Here is a 16,796-nt window from a genome sequence, read left to right as displayed (position 1 = left end):
TAAAAAAGGAGGTTAGTACTAGATATGGCAACCAAAAAAGGTACGCGTAAGCGTCGTGCAAAGAAGAATGTTGAAACTGGTGTTGCCCACATTCACTCAACATTCAACAACACTTTGATCATGATCACTGATGTTCAAGGTAACGCTGTTGCTTGGTCATCTGCTGGTGTTTTAGGCTTCAAGGGTAGTCGTAAGTCTACTCCATTCGCTGCACAAATGGCATCAGAAGCTGCTGCTAAGCAAGCAATGGAACACGGTATGAAGACCGTTGAAGTTGAAGTTAAGGGCCCAGGTTCTGGTCGTGAATCTGCTATCCGTGCTCTTCAAGCAACTGGTTTGGAAGTTACTGCTATTCGTGACGTAACTCCAGTTCCACATAATGGTTCTCGTCCTCCAAAGCGTCGTCGTGTTTAATTGACATTGTTGGTATTTGCCAGCGATTGCCTTTTCGTCTCAAATGCGAACCACGTTTTGAAAGGGGTACAGGGATAGAATGATCGAATTTGAAAAGCCAAACATTCACAAAGTTGAAGAGACTGATAACTACGGCAAGTTTGTTGTAGAACCACTTGAACGCGGTTATGGAACTACTCTTGGTAATTCATTAAGACGTGTACTGCTGGCTTCACTTCCGGGTGCAGCTATTACCAGTATGCAAATTGATGGGGTCTTGCATGAATTCAGCACCGTTAAGGGTGTTACTGAAGATGTAACCCAAATTATCTTAAATCTTAAGAAGGTTTCCTTGAAGATCAACTCTGATGATCAAAAGGATCTGGAACTTGATGTCAAGGGACCTGCCGAAGTAACCGCTGCAGACATTCAGGGTGATAGTGAAGTTACCGTCTTGAACCCTGACCTGCACATTGCAACTGTTGCTGATGGTGCGGAATTACACATTAAGATGACAGCTGATAAAGGTCGCGGTTACCTTTCTGCTAATGATAATAAGGCCCGGATGGAAGATCTTGCCATCGGTGTATTGCCAATTGACTCCATCTATACCCCAATTGAACGTGTAAACTACACTGTCGAAAATGCACGGGTTGGTCAACGCAACGACTACGATAAGTTAACTTTGGATGTTTGGACTGACGGTTCATTAACACCAACCGAAGCGGTCAGCCTTGGGGCTAAGATTTTAACTGAACACCTGGCAATGTTTGTGGATCTCACCGAGGAAGCACAAAATACCCAAGTGATGGTTGAAAAGGAAGAAACCCACAAGGAAAAGATGCTTGAAATGACGATTGAGGAACTTGACCTTTCTGTACGGTCATACAACTGTCTCAAGCGTGCCGGCATCAACACCGTTAAGGAATTGACTGATCGGACGGTTTCGGACATGATGAAGGTTCGGAATTTAGGACAGAAGTCATTAGAAGAAATTAAGCTTAAGTTAAATGATCTCGGTGTTTCATTTCGCCAAGATAATTAATTAACACCAATTGCAAAGGAGGGAACCACTTCATGAGTTACCGTAAATTAGGACGTACAAGTTCACAACGTAAAGCTTTATTACGTGATTTAACTACTGATTTAATTGTTAATGGTCAAATTACCACTACCGAAGCACGGGCTAAGGAAGTTCGTAAGACTGCTGATAAGATGATCACGCTTGCTAAGCATGGTGATCTTGCATCCCGGCGTAAGGCTGCTGCCTACATCCGGAACGTCGTTGCTGACGTTAAGGAAGACGGCGACAACATTCGGATTCAATCTGCTCTTCAACACCTGTTTGAAGAACTTGCTCCAAAGTATGCTGACCGTCAAGGTGGTTACACGCGGATTCTGAAGACGATGCCTCGTCGTGGTGACGGCGCACCAATGGTTATTTTGGAATTCGTTGACTAATCTTGTCGACCAATAACTAAATACGTAATAAAGAATCACTATCATCGGTGGTATAGAGCGTTACGATGGTGGGAATATTCCCTAGTCTAGCTCGAATGCAGAAACCCTGCGCACCCCGGTGGTAAGTGATTTTTTAGTTTAAATGCTTTTGATGCTAGGCGTTCGCTGTTAAAATAAGACTATTAACTATGCGAGGAGGACGCGCAGTGGATGCAGTCACACTGAAAAATATTCGATTTCAATATCCCAATGCGGACCAGGTGATCCTCGACGATGTCAGCCTGAATTTTCCCCAGGGAAAGTGGACAACAATTATCGGGCACAACGGCAGCGGCAAGAGTACCCTGGCGCGCCTGATTGATGGGCTCCTGGTACCGCAGCGGGGGCAAATCACTGTCGGCAGCCTGCCAGTGACTGAGGAAAACCTGACCAAGGTACACCAGCAGGTGGGGATTGTCTTTCAGAATCCCGATAACCAGTTTGTGGGCGCAACGGTGGCCGATGACGTGGCCTTTGGGCTGGAGAATCGCCAGTTACCGCCGGCAGAGATGCGTCCCCGGATCCAGCAGGCCCTGGCGGCTGTTGATATGGACCAGCTGGCTGACGCGGAACCGGCGATGCTGTCCGGGGGTCAGAAACAACGGGTAGCGATTGCCGGCATCTTGGCCCTAGAGCCTAAGATCATTATTTTAGATGAGGCCACCAGCATGCTGGATCCGGCCGGGCGGCAATTGGTACTCCGCCTGCTCCAGCAGTTGCGAACTCAGCAGCAGTACACGATCATCTCAATCACCCATGACCCTGCCGAGATGGCGATTGCGGACCGGGTGGTTGTGTTGGATCAAGGGAAAATCATCCGGCAGGGCCCGGTGGCCACGGTTCTGCAGGATGTGGAGCTCCTGCGGCACATTGGGGTCGGTGTTCCCGCCGGTCAGGCCCTGCGCCAGGCTTTGGCCGCCCGGGGAGTGGCGATTCCCAAAAGGTACTTCACAGAAGAAGAGATGGTGGAATGGTTATGCCAGAAATTTTGATAAAAAACGTCAGCTTTAGCTATGCGGCGCAAAACGCCCGTCCCGCCCTGGATGATGTAAGTCTGCGAATTGCTCCCGGAAGCTTTGTCGGCATCGTCGGTCATACCGGGAGCGGCAAGTCGACCCTGGTTTCGCTGATCGATGGATTAGGCAAGCCCACCAGCGGTCAGATTCAGGTCGGAACGGTCACGGTCGATGCGCAGTCATCACCGGCGGACCTGGCCCAGCTTCGTCGCCACGTCGGCTACGTCTTTCAGTTTCCGGAGCAGCAGCTCTTTGCGGAGACGGTCGGCCAGGATATTGCCTTTGGACCGACCAACCTGGGCTGGTCAACGGACCGGGTCCAGGCGGCGGTTCAAGAGGCCCTGAAATTGGTAGGCCTGCCGGCTGCGTTTGCGGATCGTTCGCCCTTTGCCCTTTCGGGAGGACAGATGCGGCGGGCAGCCATTGCGGGTGTCCTGGCCATGAAGCCGGCCATCCTGATCTTGGACGAGCCGACTGCGGGCCTTGATGCCGCTGCTACCGAGCGCCTGCTAACCAACGTGGCCCAACTCCACGCGGCGGGGACTACCATCCTGCTGATTACCCACCAGATGGACCAGGTGGCCCGTTATGCCGACCAGGTGGTGGTGATGAACCAGGGGCACCTGGTGAAGAGTGCGCCGCCACGGGAGATCTTTGTCGACCCGGCCTTCTTGGCGGCCAACCACCTCAACGTGCCGGCAGCCGTAGCAATGTCCCACCAGTTGCGGGATGCCGGAGTAAAAATTGATCCGGCACTCAGTATTGATGCGCTGGCCGACCAGCTGGCCGCCAAGTTGGGGGGGGAAGCACGGTGAACAATAAGATTGTCTTCGGGAGCTATGTCCCGATTGATTCGCCCCTCCACCGGCTGGACCCCCGGATGAAGCTGTTGATGTGCGTCTGGTACGTCGTACTGGTGTTCTTTGCCAATAGCTGGGGGACCAGTCTCTGGCTGCTGGCAGCCCTGCTGGGGGGGATGCTGCTGAGTCACGTCAGCCTCCGTCAGTACTGGCAGGGACTGCGGCCACTGGCCTGGGTGATCGTGTTTACGGTGGTCTTTCAGGTACTCTTCAGCAGTGGGGGCAAGCTCTACTGGCACTGGGGGATCATGTCGATTACCCATGACGGGCTGGTCAATTCCTTGATCATCTTCTACCGGTTTATGGTTATTATCACCTCCTCGACGGTCCTCACCGCGACGACGCCGACCCTGCGGATTGCGGACGGACTGGACTGGTTCATGCGCCCATTGAAGTTCTTAAAGGTGCCGGTCAACCAGATTACGCTGATGCTGTCGATTGCCCTGCGCTTCATTCCAACCATCATGGATGAGGCGGGGAAGATCACCAACGCCCAGCGGTCCCGGGGGATGAACTTCCACCAGGGGAACCTGGTAAAGCGGGTCAAGCACCTGGTGCCGGTCCTGATTCCGCTGTTCGTCAATTCCTTCAAGCGGGCCGAGGACCTGGCTACTGCCATGGAGGCGCGGGGCTATGATCCTGATAGTCCCCGGACCCATTTTCGGCAGCTGCACTGGCAGAAAAATGACACCACGACTTTTGTGCTGATGGTCCTGGTGACCGTCATCCTATTCCTGATTAGAGGAGGAATATTGTAACCTTGTATCGTTATAAAATTACCTTTGCCTACGATGGCACCAACTTTTCCGGCTTCCAGATCCAGCCTCACAAGCGCACGGTGGAGCAGGTTCTGAAGAACGCCGTCAATAAGATTGCCAAGCACCCGACCCCGGCCATTTCAGTGATCGGTTCGGGACGCACCGATGCCGGGGTCCACGCCCTCAATCAGGTGGCGCACTTTGATATCCCTTACCACCTGAGTAATGACTCGATGCGCAAGGCCTTAAACAGCATTTTGCCGCTCGATATCCTGGTCAAGAAGGCAGAACTGGTCGACTCAGACTTCCACGCCCGCTACAGTGCCCACCGCAAGACCTACCGCTACCGGGTCGACCAGGGGGAATTCGTCAACCCGTTCAAGCGCAACTACACGGCCCATTTCAAATACCCGCTCGCCATGGACAAAATGAAGGCTGCCGCTAAAGACTTCATCGGTGAGCATGACTTCACCTCCTTTGTGGCCTCGGGGAGTCAGGCCAAGAGTAACGTCCGCCGGGTCGAGAAGATCAAGATCTACCGGGACGAGCACGACAATGAGGTGATCTTTGAATTCACCGGGAACGGCTTCCTCTACAACCAGATCCGGATCATGGTGGCCTTTCTGCTGGAGGTCGGCAGCAACCAGCGGCCGGTCAGCGACGTCAAGCGGGTCCTGGCGGCCAAGGACCGGACCCAGGCCCGGATGACGGCCCCCGCCAGCGGTCTGTATTTAGTATCGGTGGATTATGGAAAATAATTGACGCCAGGGGCAGAAGAAGGTATACTAGCACTTGGTATTTCTTTTCCATCTAATAACTCGGTACACTATTATATGTAAAAGAAAAACAAAATTGGAGGACTTAATCGTGAGAACGACATACATCGCAAAACCTGGTGAAGTTGATCGCAAGTGGTACGTTGTCGATGCTAAGGATGTCCCAATGGGTCGTCTGGCCACCGTCGTCGCATCAATCCTGCGTGGTAAGAACAAGCCAACATTTACTCCACACGTTGATACTGGTGACAATGTTATTGTTATCAACGCTGCGCAAGTTAAGTTAACTGGTAAGAAGGCTTCTCAAAAGAAGTACTACCGTCACTCAAACTACCCTGGTGGTTTGAAGGAACGGACTGCCGGTGACTTCCGTGCTAAGGAACCAGAAAAGCTGTTGGAAACTGCTATCAAGGGTATGCTTCCACACAACTCCCTGGGTCACAAGATGGGCTTGAAGCTGCATGTTTACGCTGGTGAAGACCACAGTCATGCTGCTCAAAAGCCAGAAGCATTGGACATTACGAACTTAATCTAAGGAGGGAATGGAATTGGCTCAACAAGTACAATACAGTGGTACTGGTCGGCGTAAGGACGCAACCGCACGTGTTCGCTTAGTACCAGGTTCAGGTAAGATTACGATGAACGGCAAGGCAATTGAAGACTACATTCCATTTGCCAACTTACGTGCTATCGTAAACCAACCATTCGATGTTACTAAGACTAACGGTCAATACGACGTTATCGCTAACATCAATGGTGGTGGATTCTCCGGTCAAGCCGGCGCTGTTCGTCACGGTATCGCCCGTGCACTCCTCAGCGTTGACCCTGACTTCCGTGACGCCCTGAAGAAGGCCGGTCTTTTGACTCGTGACCCTCGTATGAAGGAACGTCGTAAGCCAGGTCTGAAGAAGGCTCGTAAGGCTGCTCAATTCAGTAAGCGTTAATATTCGATTATCGCTTCAATATTCAAAAGCATCGACTATCTGGTCGGTGCTTTTTTATTTTTATCTAAAACTATTAAAAAATTTGATAATTGCCCTTTATATTTGATAGCGCTTCCATTATAATAAACATGTTGATTGTTTTGGATAATTAAGGAGGTAATCTCTTATGGCTAAGAAAGTCGCAATTGTTACTGGTGGTAGTCAGGGAATCGGTAAGGCCATCGCCGAACGCCTTGTTCACGACGGCTTTGCAGTGACGCTGGTGGCCCTTGAGAAGGACAAGCTGGATGAAACTGCGAAGGAACTCAAGGACAAGGGTGGCGAAGCATTACCGATCGTGGCTGATGTTTCCGACCGGGATGCCGTCTTCGCAGCTGTTGACCAGACCATTGACCACTTCGGCGACCTTAACGTCATGGTCAACAACGCCGGCTTAGGGCCAACGACGCCGATCGACACGATCACTCCAGAACAATTCCGTAAGGTCTACGGGGTCAACGTTGGTGGGGTCCTCTGGGGCATTCAGGCCGCTCACCAAGCCTTCAAGAAGCTGGGACATGGTGGGAAGATCATCAACGCCAGTTCTCAGGCCGGAGTTGTTGGTAACCCGAACCTGTCCCTGTACTCCGGCACAAAGTTTGCCATTCGGGGGATTACCCAGGTAGCAGCGCGGGATCTGGCTGACGAAGGGATTACCGTCAATGCCTATGCACCAGGGATCGTCAAGACGCCAATGATGTATGATATTGCCCACCAGGTTGGTAAGAACGCTGGCAAGAGTGATGAATGGGGGATGCAGACCTTTGCTAAGGACATTGCCTTGAAGCGTCTTTCTGAGCCGGAGGACGTTGCCAATGCGGTTGGCTTCCTGGCTGGTCCAGACTCCAACTACATTACTGGTCAAACCATCATTGTCGATGGTGGGATGCAGTTCCACTAGAAAGTGATTTTCTGATAAGAACGCGGTCAATTGGGCCGAGTTCTTATTTTTGTTTAAATTTTGACGTCAAAGCGGGTTTAGTTTGCTACAATTAAGAGCTAGTAGGAAAAAGGAGGCCCACTTTTGGCAAAGCGAAGAAAAACAAAAAAACGCCGTTCATCGACGAAAGCAACGGTGTGGATCTTAGTCATTATTGTAATCTTTTTAGGGGTCTATGCTGGTCACCACTTCTACCGGATCTGGAACCAACAGCGGATTGAACAGCAGGCCCAGGAACGGGACCGGCAGGCAAAGCAGCTTTTCATTAAGCAGGTGGCACCCGAGGCCCAAGCGATGCAGAACACCTACCACGTCTACGCTTCCATCACGATTGCCCAGGCGATCCTGGAGTCGCAGTGGGGGACGAGCAAGCTGGCATCCCAATACCATAACCTCTTTGGGATCAAGGGGACCGGACCGAACTCCCGGGAACTGACCACCAAGGAGTACATCAACGGCAAGTGGATTGTGACCAAGGGGCGGTTCCGGGTCTATGACAGCTGGAGCGACTCGATTCGTGACCACACCAAGCTAATGCTGACCGGGACTGATACCAACCAGCAGAACTACGACCGGGTGGTCAAAGCCAGCAACTACCAGGAAGCGGCCCGGGCCCTTCAAGATTCCGGCTACGCGACCGACCCTGACTACGCCCAAAAATTAATTTCGGTAATTAAGACCTATAAGTTATATAATTATGATAAGTAATCAATAAAAGGGGAGTACAACGATGCGTGAACTAGAGGAAAAGATTAGAGAATACGGGACCGTCCTACCAGGCAATGTCCTGAAGGTTGATGCCTTTCTGAACCACCAGGTTGACCCACAGCTGATGCTGCATGTGGGCCAGGAGTTTGCTAAGCTCTTCGCTGACGAAGGGGTTACCAAGATCTGGACGGTTGAATCATCCGGGATCGCGCCTGCAGTGATGACCGGCTTGGCAATGAACGTTCCAGTGATCTTTGCCCGGAAGCACAAGAGCCTGACGCTGAACCAGAACATGTACGTGGCTGACGTTTACTCGTATACCAAGAAGACGACCAACCGGATCTCCATCTCCAAGAAGTACGTCTCACCGGACGATAAGGTCCTGATGATCGACGACTTCCTGGCAAACGGTCAGGCCGTCGAAGGGATGCTGGAGATCGCTGACCAGGCCGGCGTGGATGTCGCCGGTGCCGGGATCGTGATTGAAAAGAGCTTCCAGCCCGGGGCCAAGGAACTTCGGGACCGGGGAATTCGCCTGGAGTCTTTAGCACGGATCAAGTCTCTCAAGGATAATCAGATTGAATTTATGCCCGACTAGGTAACGAAAGGAGCCTTAGAATGAAGAGGAATGCTTTTTATCCAGGGAGCACCCTGGGAATTATTGCCATCAACCGTAACGGCGGGGCCCTGATTGCGGCGGCGAAGAAGGCGGGTTTCAACGTCATTGTGTACGTTGACCATGCCCAGCCGGCCAGCACGAAGATGGCTGATGAAACCATCGTTGGGGCGTACAACGATAAGATCAAATTGGCCCAGTTTGGGGAGTCCTGTGACGCAATCATCTACCAGACGCCAAACGTGGATTCCCGCGTTCTGCACTACCTGAGCCAGTACGCCGCGATTCCGCAGGGGATCAACGGCCTGGAGATCATTCAGGACCGGTTGATGGAACGGGCCTTCCTCGACCAGATCAATATCAACATCGCGCCCTACGTCACCGTGGTCAGCCTGGACGATGTCTACCAGTCGATCGATTCGATTGGCTATCCGGCCTTGCTGAAGCCGATCCAGCGCGGGATTGGGGAACAGTCGATGATCATCAGGCGGCAGTCCGACATTGTCCGGGCGGCCGACTTCATCGAGACCGGGACCTACCTGCTGGAATCCTGGATCGACCACACCAACGAGTACACGATGACGGCGGCCACTGATGGCGAGGACACGGAGATTTTCCCACTGGCCAAGCTCCACTTTACGGATGACCGCCAGCTGGTTTCCGTGGCCGCACCAGCCGAGGTCAACGACGACTTGCTGAACGAGATGCAACGAATCGTGAAGAGTGTGGCGGGCTCGCTCCAGTACTTAGGTGTCTTCTCGGTAAACTTCTACGTGACCGGGACGGGGACCCTGTACGTCAAGAACATTGAGCTGGGCCTGACCTCGATCGCCAACGTTTACGACACCACGACCAACGTTGACCAGTATGAGGAACAGATCCGGGCTGCCGTTGGGATGCCCCTTCACCAAATCCAGCCTCTCCAAGTGGGCTTGCTGATGGTTGTGCGCAAGTACCAGCAGGTGGCGATCCAGCGCCAGTGGCTGTTGAAAAACAACTGGCAGTTCCGCTTCTTCAACGACCAGGACGGGGATGACCAGAGCATCCTCGGCTTTGTTTGGGTCACGGGCAGCGATAACTTGATCGACCTGGAGAACCAGGTTGATGACACCGAGGTCTGGAAGGAACAAATCAGCGAGGATCAGGAAAACAGCCAAAATTAGTTTAGAAATGAAAAGAGCTCTTAGTGCCTACCACATGCGGGTACTAAGAGCTCTTTGTTGTTACTTCTTAAAGTGAGGCTGGTATTTATGATAGAGGAAGGCGGCCAGTACCAGGGTGAGGACGTCGGCACAGGCCTGGGCAGCCAGGACCCCGGTGTAGCCGAAGAAGTAGCTCAGGGCCACGATGGCGATGAGAAAGATCAGCCCCTGCCGGCTAAACGATAGCCAGAAGGCGGGTGTGGCCTTGCCCATCGACTGGAAGGTGGTAGTGAGGACCATGATGATACCGGCAATGGTCGTGGATGAGGCGAGCCACCGCAGCATGCCGGTTCCCTCGCGGACAATTTCCGGATCACGCATGAACAGCCGGATGATCTGGGGCGCGAAGACCATCATCAGGACGGTCAGCACGAGGGCCAATCCGGCCACCACGCTCAGGTCGAACCGCAACGTTTCCCTGAAGCGCCGCTCATCACGGGCCCCATAGGTATAACCGATCAGCGGCTGGGCACCGAAGGCAAAGCCGACCATCACCATGACGATCACCGTGTTGACCTTCATGGCGATTCCCATGTTGGCCCCGTACGCAATCAGGTAGCGATTGGTGAGGGCGGTAGCGAAGGTCACCATGATGTTAGTCACTGAGGCCGGAATCCCGATCGCGTAGATCTCCCGCTGGAGCTTGCCGCTGATCTTGGTCTCGCGGATCGAAGTGGTCAGCTTCTTGCTCTTTGTCCGCAGGTAGTAGACCATTAGGACGTCGGCGATAACATTGCTGACCACCGTTGCCAGCGCCGACCCGGCGGCCCCGAGTCCGCAGGTGAAGATGAAGATGGGGTTCAAGACGACGTTGATCCCGGTCACGGTGATGCTGGCAATCATCGCCTGGGGGGCCAGGCCCTCGGTCCGCAGGATGTTATTGGGCGACAGGCCGAAGATGATGAAGGTGGCCCCGCCGGCAATTACCAGGTAGTACTCCCGGGCATACTTCCAGGTGGCCGGGGATGCCCCAAGCATGTGGAGGACGGGGGTCTGGAAGATGAACATCAGGGCGGTGACGACCAGTCCACAGGTGATGGAAGCATAGAAGCAGTAGCCGCTGATGTAGCGGGCGGTCTTGTCACGCCGCTCCCCGAAAAGCCGGGAGATCACTGAGCTGCCCCCGAGACCGAAGATATCCCCGATGGCAATCATCAGGGTGAAGATCGGTGCCCCCTGGGAGACCCCGGCGACCAGGTTAGGGTTCCCGGTCTTGGCGACGAAGAACGTGTCGACCATGTTGTAGATGATCGTGACGGCCATACTCATGACCACCGGCAGGGCGAGGATGAAGTAGGCGCGTTTGATTGAAGTGTTTTCAAATAGCTTATCCACACAATTCCTCCTTAGGTGTCAGAAATTTACAAAACAGATTATTTTAGCATGGTCGGCCCCGCGGGGACAAGAAATCGCCTTTATTTGAGAGCGCGTTTCGGCCCAAGGCGGGCGATAATTTGGTATAATGTTAGCCGATGATTTTTTAAGAGAGGACGGTAACGGCGTGAATAACAGTCAAGAGCTTTTAGAAGGAATGAACGACAAACAGGCCGAGGCGGTGGTCACCACTGAGGGGCCGCTGCTGGTAATGGCCGGGGCGGGTTCCGGAAAGACCCGGGTTTTGACGCACCGGGTCGCCTACCTGATTGAAGAGAAGGGAGTCCTTCCCTGGAACATTTTGGCGATCACCTTCACCAACAAGGCCGCCAAGGAAATGCAGGAGCGGGTCGGCAAGCTGCTCGGCGACAGTGCCCAGGACGTCTGGGTTTCGACCTTCCACGCCCTGTGTGTGCGAATCCTGCGGCGTGACATCGAGAAGATCGGTTACAACCGGGCCTTCACGATTGCCGATACCAGTGAGCAGCGGACGTTGATGAAGCGGATCTGCGCTGAGCTGAACATCGACACGAAGAAGTTCGACCCCCGCAGCATCCTCAGTGAAATTTCCAATGCCAAGAACGCTCTGTTGACGCCAGCGGAATACAGCGACAAGGCTGACAGCATGTTCGAGAACCTGGTGGCCCGGGCCTACAAGCTCTATCAGCAGGAACTGGAGACCAACCAGGCCCTCGACTTCGATGACCTGATCATGAAGACGATCGAACTGTTTGAAAAGGACCAGGAGACGCTGGAATTCTACCAGAACAAGTTCCACTACATCCATGTCGATGAATATCAGGATACCAATGATGCCCAGTACCGGCTGGTCAACCTGCTGGCCAAGGGCTACCAGAACCTCTGCGTCGTCGGGGATGCCGATCAGAGTATCTACGGCTGGCGGGGTGCCAACATGAACAACATCCTGAACTTCGAACATGATTATCCACAGGCCAAGACGGTCATGCTGGAGCAAAACTACCGGTCCACCCAGAACATCCTGGATGCGGCCAACGAGGTGATCGTCAACAACGTCAATCGGCGGAAGAAGAGGCTCTGGACGGAAAACGGCCAGGGGGAGAAGATTTCCTACTACCGGGCCCAGAGTGAGCACGACGAAGCCTACTTCATCGTTGACAAGATCAAGGAGGAACGGGAGAAGCACGGTTACCACTACAATGACTTTGCGATCCTCTACCGGACCAACGCTCAGTCCCGGGTGATCGAAGAAACCTTCATGAAGAGCAGCATCCCCTACACCATGGTCGGCGGGCACAAGTTCTACGACCGCAAGGAAATCCGCGATGTTCTGGCCTACCTGACCCTGATCGTCAACCCCCAGGACTCGATGAGCTTCACCCGGGTGGTCAATACGCCTAAGCGGGGGATCGGCCTGACCAGCGTTGAGCACCTGCGGGACTTTGCCAACGACCATGGCTGGTCCCTCCTCCAGGCAGCTGAGAACGTCGACATTGCCAACCAGATCACCACGCGGACGCGGAATAAGATCGCCGAGTTCGGTGAGCTGATGGAAAGCCTGACCAAGCAGGCTGAGTACCTGAGCTTGACCGACCTGACCAACCAGATCCTGGAGCTGAGCGGCTACAACAAGATGCTGGACCAGGATAAGAACCTAGAGGCCCAGGCCCGCCGGGAGAACCTGGACGAATTCAAGTCCGTGACCCAGGAGTACGACGAGAAGCACAAGGACGACACTGATGACAACAAGCAGAAGATCATCAACTTCCTGGCCGACTTGGCCCTGGTTTCCGACCAGGACGACGTTGACGAGCAGGCGCCAGCCGTAACCCTGATGACCCTGCACGCGGCCAAGGGGTTGGAATTCCCCGTCGTTTTCCTAGTCGGCATGGAAGAGGGGATCTTCCCACTCTCCCGGGCCGTCATGGAAGAGGACGAGCTGGAAGAAGAACGTCGTCTGGCCTACGTGGGGATTACCCGGGCCAAGAAGAAGCTCTACCTGACGAACGCCTTCTCGCGGATGTTATATGGGCGGATCCAGCGCAACCAGCCGTCCCGCTTTGTCGAGGAGATCAACCCGGACCTGTTGAAGTTTGAGAACAGCGACGAGGGTGACGGCTTGGACGAGCGGAAGGTGCCATTTGAAAAGAAGAACGCCGCTACGGCCGGCACTTACCGATCCCAGCAGCGGGCACAGTGGAACCAGCGCGCTGCTCGGACTACGCACAGTTACCGGGATGCCGGGCGGACGGTTAAACCGAAGCCGCAGACCAATACGGGTACCGGCGCCGACAAGCTCAGCTGGAAGACCGGCGACAAGGTCCAGCACAAGAAGTGGGGCCAGGGAACCGTGGTTAAGGTCAGCGGGACCGGCAATGACATGGAGCTCGACATTGCCTTTCCACAGCAGGGCGTCAAGCGGCTCCTGGCCAGTTTCGCCCCGATTACGAAAGTTGATTAATAGAAGTGAGGCCAGATAATGGATAAGCAAGTACCAGTAAGCCAGCTCAGTCTGGCAGCGGCCAAGAAGGAAATTGTCCCCTTGAGAAAGCAGCTCACCCAGTGGGGCAAGGAATACTACGAGCAGGACAACCCCAGTGTTGAGGATTACGTCTACGACCGGGCCTATCAGCGCCTGGTGGAGCTCGAAACCCAGTTTCCCGAGTTAAAGTCGGCAGACTCGCCAACACAACGGGTCGGCGGGGCGGTGACCACCCAGCTGACCAAGGTTCGCCACGACATCCCGATGCTGTCAATGGGGGATGTCTTCTCGGTCGATGAGCTGATGGACTTCAACCGGCGCCAGCAGGATAACGGCGACGTGACCGTGGAGCCGGAGTACAACCTGGAGCTCAAGATCGACGGGTTGTCGCTCTCCCTGGTCTACGAGAACGGCAAGCTCGTTCAGGGGTCAACCCGGGGCAACGGGACGATCGGCGAGGACGTGACTGCCAACGTGATGACGATCAAGTCAATCCCCCACGAGTTGCCGGAACCGCTGACCCTGGAGTTTCGGGGCGAGTGTTACATGCCCAAGGCGTCCTTTGTAAAATTGAATGAAGAAAGGGAGGCGGCGGGCCTGCCCGTCTTTGCCAACCCGCGGAACGCTGCGGCTGGGAGCCTGCGTCAGCTCGATCCTAAGGTGACGGCCAAGCGGGACCTGGCGACCTTCATGTACTACGTGCCGGAATACCAGAAAATCGGCGTGACGACCCAGGCGGGTGCCCTCGACCGGATGCGCGAACTCGGCTTCAGCGTCAACCCGAACAACCGGGTGGTCCACAACGAGGCTGAGATTGCGGCCTACATCGACGAGTACACCGCCCAGCGGGACCAATTGTCCTACGGGATTGACGGGATCGTCGAGAAGGTCAATGACCTGGCTACCGAAAACGCCCTGGGGAACACGGTAAAGGTCCCCCGCTGGGAGATTGCCTACAAGTTCCCGCCGGAGGAACAGGCGACAGTTGTCCGGGATATTGTCTGGACAGTCGGCCGGACCGGGAACGTGACGCCGACTGCGGTGATGGATCCCGTGCCGCTGGCCGGGACTACGGTCAGCCGGGCCTCCCTGCACAACCCAGATTACCTGCGGGAGAAGGACATCCGCCTTGGTGACACCGTCTACCTGCACAAGGCCGGCGACATTATTCCCGAGATCTCCCGGGTCGACCTCAAGAAGCGGCCCACTGACAGCCAGGAATACGAGATCCCGACTAAGTGTCCCGTCTGCGGTGCCGAGCTGGTTCACTTAGACGATGAGGTCGCCCTGCGCTGCATCAACCCGATGTGCCCGGCCCAAATCAAGGAGGGCCTGGCCCACTTTGCCTCCCGAAACGCGATGAACATCGATGGCTTGGGGCCGAAGATCATTCAGCAGCTCTGGGACAAAAAGCTGATCCGGGATGTGGCCGACCTGTACCGGCTAAATTACGACCAATTGTTAACATTAGATAAATTTGGGGACAAATCCGCCAACAACCTATTGACATCAATCGACAATAGTCGTAATAATTCTGTCGAGCGCTTATTATTCGGCCTCGGTATCCGGCACGTCGGCGCCAAGGCGGCCCGGCAGATCATGACCCATTTTGGCAACCTTGACCGGCTGATGGCGGCCACGGCCGACGAGGTTGCGGCGGTCGATGGCATCGGCCCGATCATCGGTGAGAGTGTTCACACCTACTTTGCCAATCCGCAGGTGGTAGCACTGATCGATGAGCTCCGGGATGCGGGTCTCAACTTCAACTACCAGGGTCCCGCCGTTACCGCCAACACGGAGAGTAAATGGAGCGGCCGCCGCGTCGTTCTGACCGGGAAGCTGGAAGAGATGACCCGGGGGGCGGCCAAGCAGTGGCTGGAGGCTCACGGGGCCAAGGTAACCGGAAGCGTATCAAAGAAAACAGACATTGTCATTGCAGGAACGGCTGCCGGCAGCAAGCTGACGAAGGCCCAGGACCTCGGGATCACCGTTTGGGACGAGGCCCGGTTCCACCAAGCAATGCAGGAGGAAGAATAAACGTGAATGCGAAACTAAAGAAAATTACCGCTGCCACGATGATCCTGATGACCAGCCTGGTTCTGGCATCATGCGGCGGTCACTCATCCTCGTCCAAGAATTACACCACGACCGGTTCGGGTAGCGGCAACTACCAAGGGGTAATTCAAGGCGGTCGTTACAAGACCAGCAAGGCACGGGGAATCAATGTTAGCCAAAATGATAACCAGTACAACCTGAAGAGTTTTGAAAACGGTTTGACTCAGGTTTCCAAGCGGGTCTTCTCGCCAAAGAATTACATCTTCCAGGAAGGCCAGTACCTAAATTCGGACACGATTGAAAATTGGCTCGGCCGGAAGACGAAGGATAACCCGGCAGGCCTGAACCCGGCCGAGGGGAAGAAGAGCGATCCTAATCCAATCTACGTTCAGCAGATTGAGGAACAGGACTACATGGAGAATAGCGGTAACTCAATGAAGCTGCGGGGGATGACCATCGGGATCGGGATCAACTCCGAATACAACTACAAGAAGAAGACTGACGGCCCAAGCTATACCAAGAAGATCAGTGACGCCGAGGTCAAGCGTCAGGGTGAAATTGCCGCGGCCAAGGTTTTGAAGCGGGTTCGTAAGAAGGCCGGTGTCGGCAATGTGCCAATCGTGATTGCCCTCTACAAGCAGGCCCCAGATGACAGCCTGGTCGGCGGCAGCTTCTATGCTTACAGCAAGAACAGCGGCAGCACGATCAGCAGCTGGCACAAGCTGAACTACAAGACCGTGGTTCTGCCAAAGGCCAGCGGCACGACCAGCTCCACAGGCAGTGCCAGTCAGACTGATAGCGACAGCTTCTCTAACTTCAAGAGTCAGATCCAGAGTTTCTTCCCGAACCTGAGCGGGGTTACGGCCCAGGCCCAGTACAACAACGGGCAGCTGGACGGGATGCACATCACTGTGACGACCCAGTTCTACAGCCAGTCTGAGATCACCAGCTTCACCCAGTACATTGCGCGGGCCGCTAATAAGTACCTGCCAAACGGGATTCCAATTGACATCCGGATCCAGTCCGACTCCGAGATGCAAGCAATCGTTTACCGGGATTCCGGTTCCGATACTTTCCGGACCCACATTCTGACGTCATACTAAGCTTAATCAATCAGCCCGATCGGTTTGTCCGGTCCGGCTGATTTTGATTTA

The 16,796-nt window shown here is 54.4% G+C and carries 17 protein-coding genes; 16 read left to right on the top strand and 1 reads right to left on the bottom strand.

Annotated features, from left to right (window positions below; all coding sequences use genetic code 11):
- Window positions 1–24: 24 nt before the first annotated feature.
- The 13 genes from rpsK to QOS10_RS00775 all read left to right on the top strand — a co-directional run bounded on the left by rpsK (window position 25) and on the right by QOS10_RS00775 (window position 9,713).
- Window positions 25–414 carry a 30S ribosomal protein S11 gene (gene rpsK / locus QOS10_RS00835; protein WP_003716676.1) on the top strand — a complete coding sequence of 130 codons (390 nt, stop codon included), beginning with the start codon at window positions 25–27 and terminating at the stop codon, window positions 412–414.
- Between the two features lie 79 nt (window positions 415–493).
- The gene (locus QOS10_RS00830) at window positions 494–1,438 is read left to right on the top strand and encodes a DNA-directed RNA polymerase subunit alpha (RefSeq protein WP_283593102.1); all 945 of its coding nucleotides are present in this window, start codon (window positions 494–496) and stop codon (window positions 1,436–1,438) included.
- Window positions 1,439–1,470: 32 nt separating this feature from the next.
- Window positions 1,471–1,854: a 50S ribosomal protein L17 gene (gene rplQ / locus QOS10_RS00825; RefSeq protein ID WP_283593101.1), complete on the top strand. Its 384-nt coding sequence runs from the start codon at window positions 1,471–1,473 to the stop codon at window positions 1,852–1,854.
- Between the two features lie 206 nt (window positions 1,855–2,060).
- Entirely contained in the window at window positions 2,061–2,885 is an 825-nt protein-coding gene (locus tag QOS10_RS00820) for an energy-coupling factor transporter ATPase (protein ID WP_283593100.1), read from the top strand.
- Window positions 2,864–3,724: an energy-coupling factor transporter ATPase gene (locus QOS10_RS00815; RefSeq protein ID WP_408621375.1), complete on the top strand. Its 861-nt coding sequence runs from the start codon at window positions 2,864–2,866 to the stop codon at window positions 3,722–3,724. Before QOS10_RS00820 ends, QOS10_RS00815 begins: the two co-directional genes overlap by 22 nt.
- Window positions 3,721–4,527, top strand: a complete 807-nt coding sequence (locus tag QOS10_RS00810) for an energy-coupling factor transporter transmembrane component T family protein (RefSeq protein WP_283593097.1) — start codon at window positions 3,721–3,723, stop codon at window positions 4,525–4,527. Before QOS10_RS00815 ends, QOS10_RS00810 begins: the two co-directional genes overlap by 4 nt.
- A 2-nt stretch (window positions 4,528–4,529) precedes the next feature.
- Window positions 4,530–5,285 carry a tRNA pseudouridine(38-40) synthase TruA gene (gene truA / locus QOS10_RS00805; RefSeq protein ID WP_283593096.1) on the top strand — a complete coding sequence of 252 codons (756 nt, stop codon included), beginning with the start codon at window positions 4,530–4,532 and terminating at the stop codon, window positions 5,283–5,285.
- Between the two features lie 109 nt (window positions 5,286–5,394).
- On the top strand, window positions 5,395–5,838 hold the full coding sequence (gene rplM, locus QOS10_RS00800) for a 50S ribosomal protein L13 (protein ID WP_057805798.1): 444 nt from the start codon (window positions 5,395–5,397) through the stop codon (window positions 5,836–5,838).
- Between the two features lie 7 nt (window positions 5,839–5,845).
- Window positions 5,846–6,247: a 30S ribosomal protein S9 gene (gene rpsI, locus QOS10_RS00795; RefSeq protein ID WP_104688581.1), complete on the top strand. Its 402-nt coding sequence runs from the start codon at window positions 5,846–5,848 to the stop codon at window positions 6,245–6,247.
- A 166-nt stretch (window positions 6,248–6,413) separates the two neighbouring features.
- A complete protein-coding gene (locus QOS10_RS00790; RefSeq protein WP_283593095.1) occupies window positions 6,414–7,187 on the top strand; it encodes a (S)-acetoin forming diacetyl reductase in 774 nt (257 codons plus the stop codon).
- 123 nt (window positions 7,188–7,310) lie between these two features.
- On the top strand, window positions 7,311–7,934 hold the full coding sequence (locus tag QOS10_RS00785; RefSeq protein WP_283593094.1) for a glycoside hydrolase family 73 protein: 624 nt from the start codon (window positions 7,311–7,313) through the stop codon (window positions 7,932–7,934).
- A gap of 22 nt (window positions 7,935–7,956) precedes the next feature.
- Entirely contained in the window at window positions 7,957–8,532 is a 576-nt protein-coding gene (locus tag QOS10_RS00780; protein ID WP_283593093.1) for a xanthine phosphoribosyltransferase, read from the top strand.
- Window positions 8,533–8,552: 20 nt separating this feature from the next.
- On the top strand, window positions 8,553–9,713 hold the full coding sequence (locus tag QOS10_RS00775) for an ATP-grasp domain-containing protein (protein WP_283593092.1): 1,161 nt from the start codon (window positions 8,553–8,555) through the stop codon (window positions 9,711–9,713).
- Between the two features lie 60 nt (window positions 9,714–9,773).
- Here the strand turns inward: QOS10_RS00775 and QOS10_RS00770 are convergent, their stop codons facing one another.
- Window positions 9,774–11,087, bottom strand: coding sequence for an MATE family efflux transporter (locus QOS10_RS00770; protein ID WP_283593091.1), 1,314 nt, complete (start codon window positions 11,085–11,087; stop codon window positions 9,774–9,776).
- A 166-nt stretch (window positions 11,088–11,253) separates the two neighbouring features.
- Between QOS10_RS00770 and pcrA the strand changes: the two genes are divergently transcribed.
- Genes pcrA through QOS10_RS00755 form a run of 3 tightly spaced genes read left to right on the top strand, consistent with a single transcriptional unit; the run spans window position 11,254 to window position 16,745 of the window.
- Window positions 11,254–13,566: a DNA helicase PcrA gene (gene pcrA / locus QOS10_RS00765; protein ID WP_283593090.1), complete on the top strand. Its 2,313-nt coding sequence runs from the start codon at window positions 11,254–11,256 to the stop codon at window positions 13,564–13,566.
- Between the two features lie 18 nt (window positions 13,567–13,584).
- Window positions 13,585–15,624, top strand: coding sequence for an NAD-dependent DNA ligase LigA (ligA, locus tag QOS10_RS00760; protein ID WP_283593089.1), 2,040 nt, complete (start codon window positions 13,585–13,587; stop codon window positions 15,622–15,624).
- A 2-nt stretch (window positions 15,625–15,626) separates the two neighbouring features.
- Window positions 15,627–16,745, top strand: a complete 1,119-nt coding sequence (locus tag QOS10_RS00755; protein ID WP_283593088.1) for a CamS family sex pheromone protein — start codon at window positions 15,627–15,629, stop codon at window positions 16,743–16,745.
- Window positions 16,746–16,796 lie beyond the last annotated feature (51 nt).

Origin of the sequence: Limosilactobacillus galli, from assembly GCF_947381495.1 — a bacterium.
GTDB classification, from domain to species: Bacteria; Bacillota; Bacilli; order Lactobacillales; family Lactobacillaceae; genus Limosilactobacillus; species Limosilactobacillus galli.
This window is presented reverse-complemented; position numbering and strand designations above follow the sequence as displayed.

Coding starts and splice junctions, on each gene's coding strand:
- rpsK (WP_003716676.1), top strand. CDS start 25: ATGGCAACCAAAAAAGGTACGCGTAAGCGTCGTGCAAAGAAGAATGTT.
- QOS10_RS00830 (WP_283593102.1), top strand. CDS start 494: ATGATCGAATTTGAAAAGCCAAACATTCACAAAGTTGAAGAGACTGAT.
- rplQ (WP_283593101.1), top strand. CDS start 1,471: ATGAGTTACCGTAAATTAGGACGTACAAGTTCACAACGTAAAGCTTTA.
- QOS10_RS00815 (WP_408621375.1), top strand. CDS start 2,864: ATGGTTATGCCAGAAATTTTGATAAAAAACGTCAGCTTTAGCTATGCG.
- rpsI (WP_104688581.1), top strand. CDS start 5,846: ATGGAATTGGCTCAACAAGTACAATACAGTGGTACTGGTCGGCGTAAG.
- QOS10_RS00790 (WP_283593095.1), top strand. CDS start 6,414: ATGGCTAAGAAAGTCGCAATTGTTACTGGTGGTAGTCAGGGAATCGGT.
- QOS10_RS00780 (WP_283593093.1), top strand. CDS start 7,957: ATGCGTGAACTAGAGGAAAAGATTAGAGAATACGGGACCGTCCTACCA.
- QOS10_RS00775 (WP_283593092.1), top strand. CDS start 8,553: ATGAAGAGGAATGCTTTTTATCCAGGGAGCACCCTGGGAATTATTGCC.
- ligA (WP_283593089.1), top strand. CDS start 13,585: ATGGATAAGCAAGTACCAGTAAGCCAGCTCAGTCTGGCAGCGGCCAAG.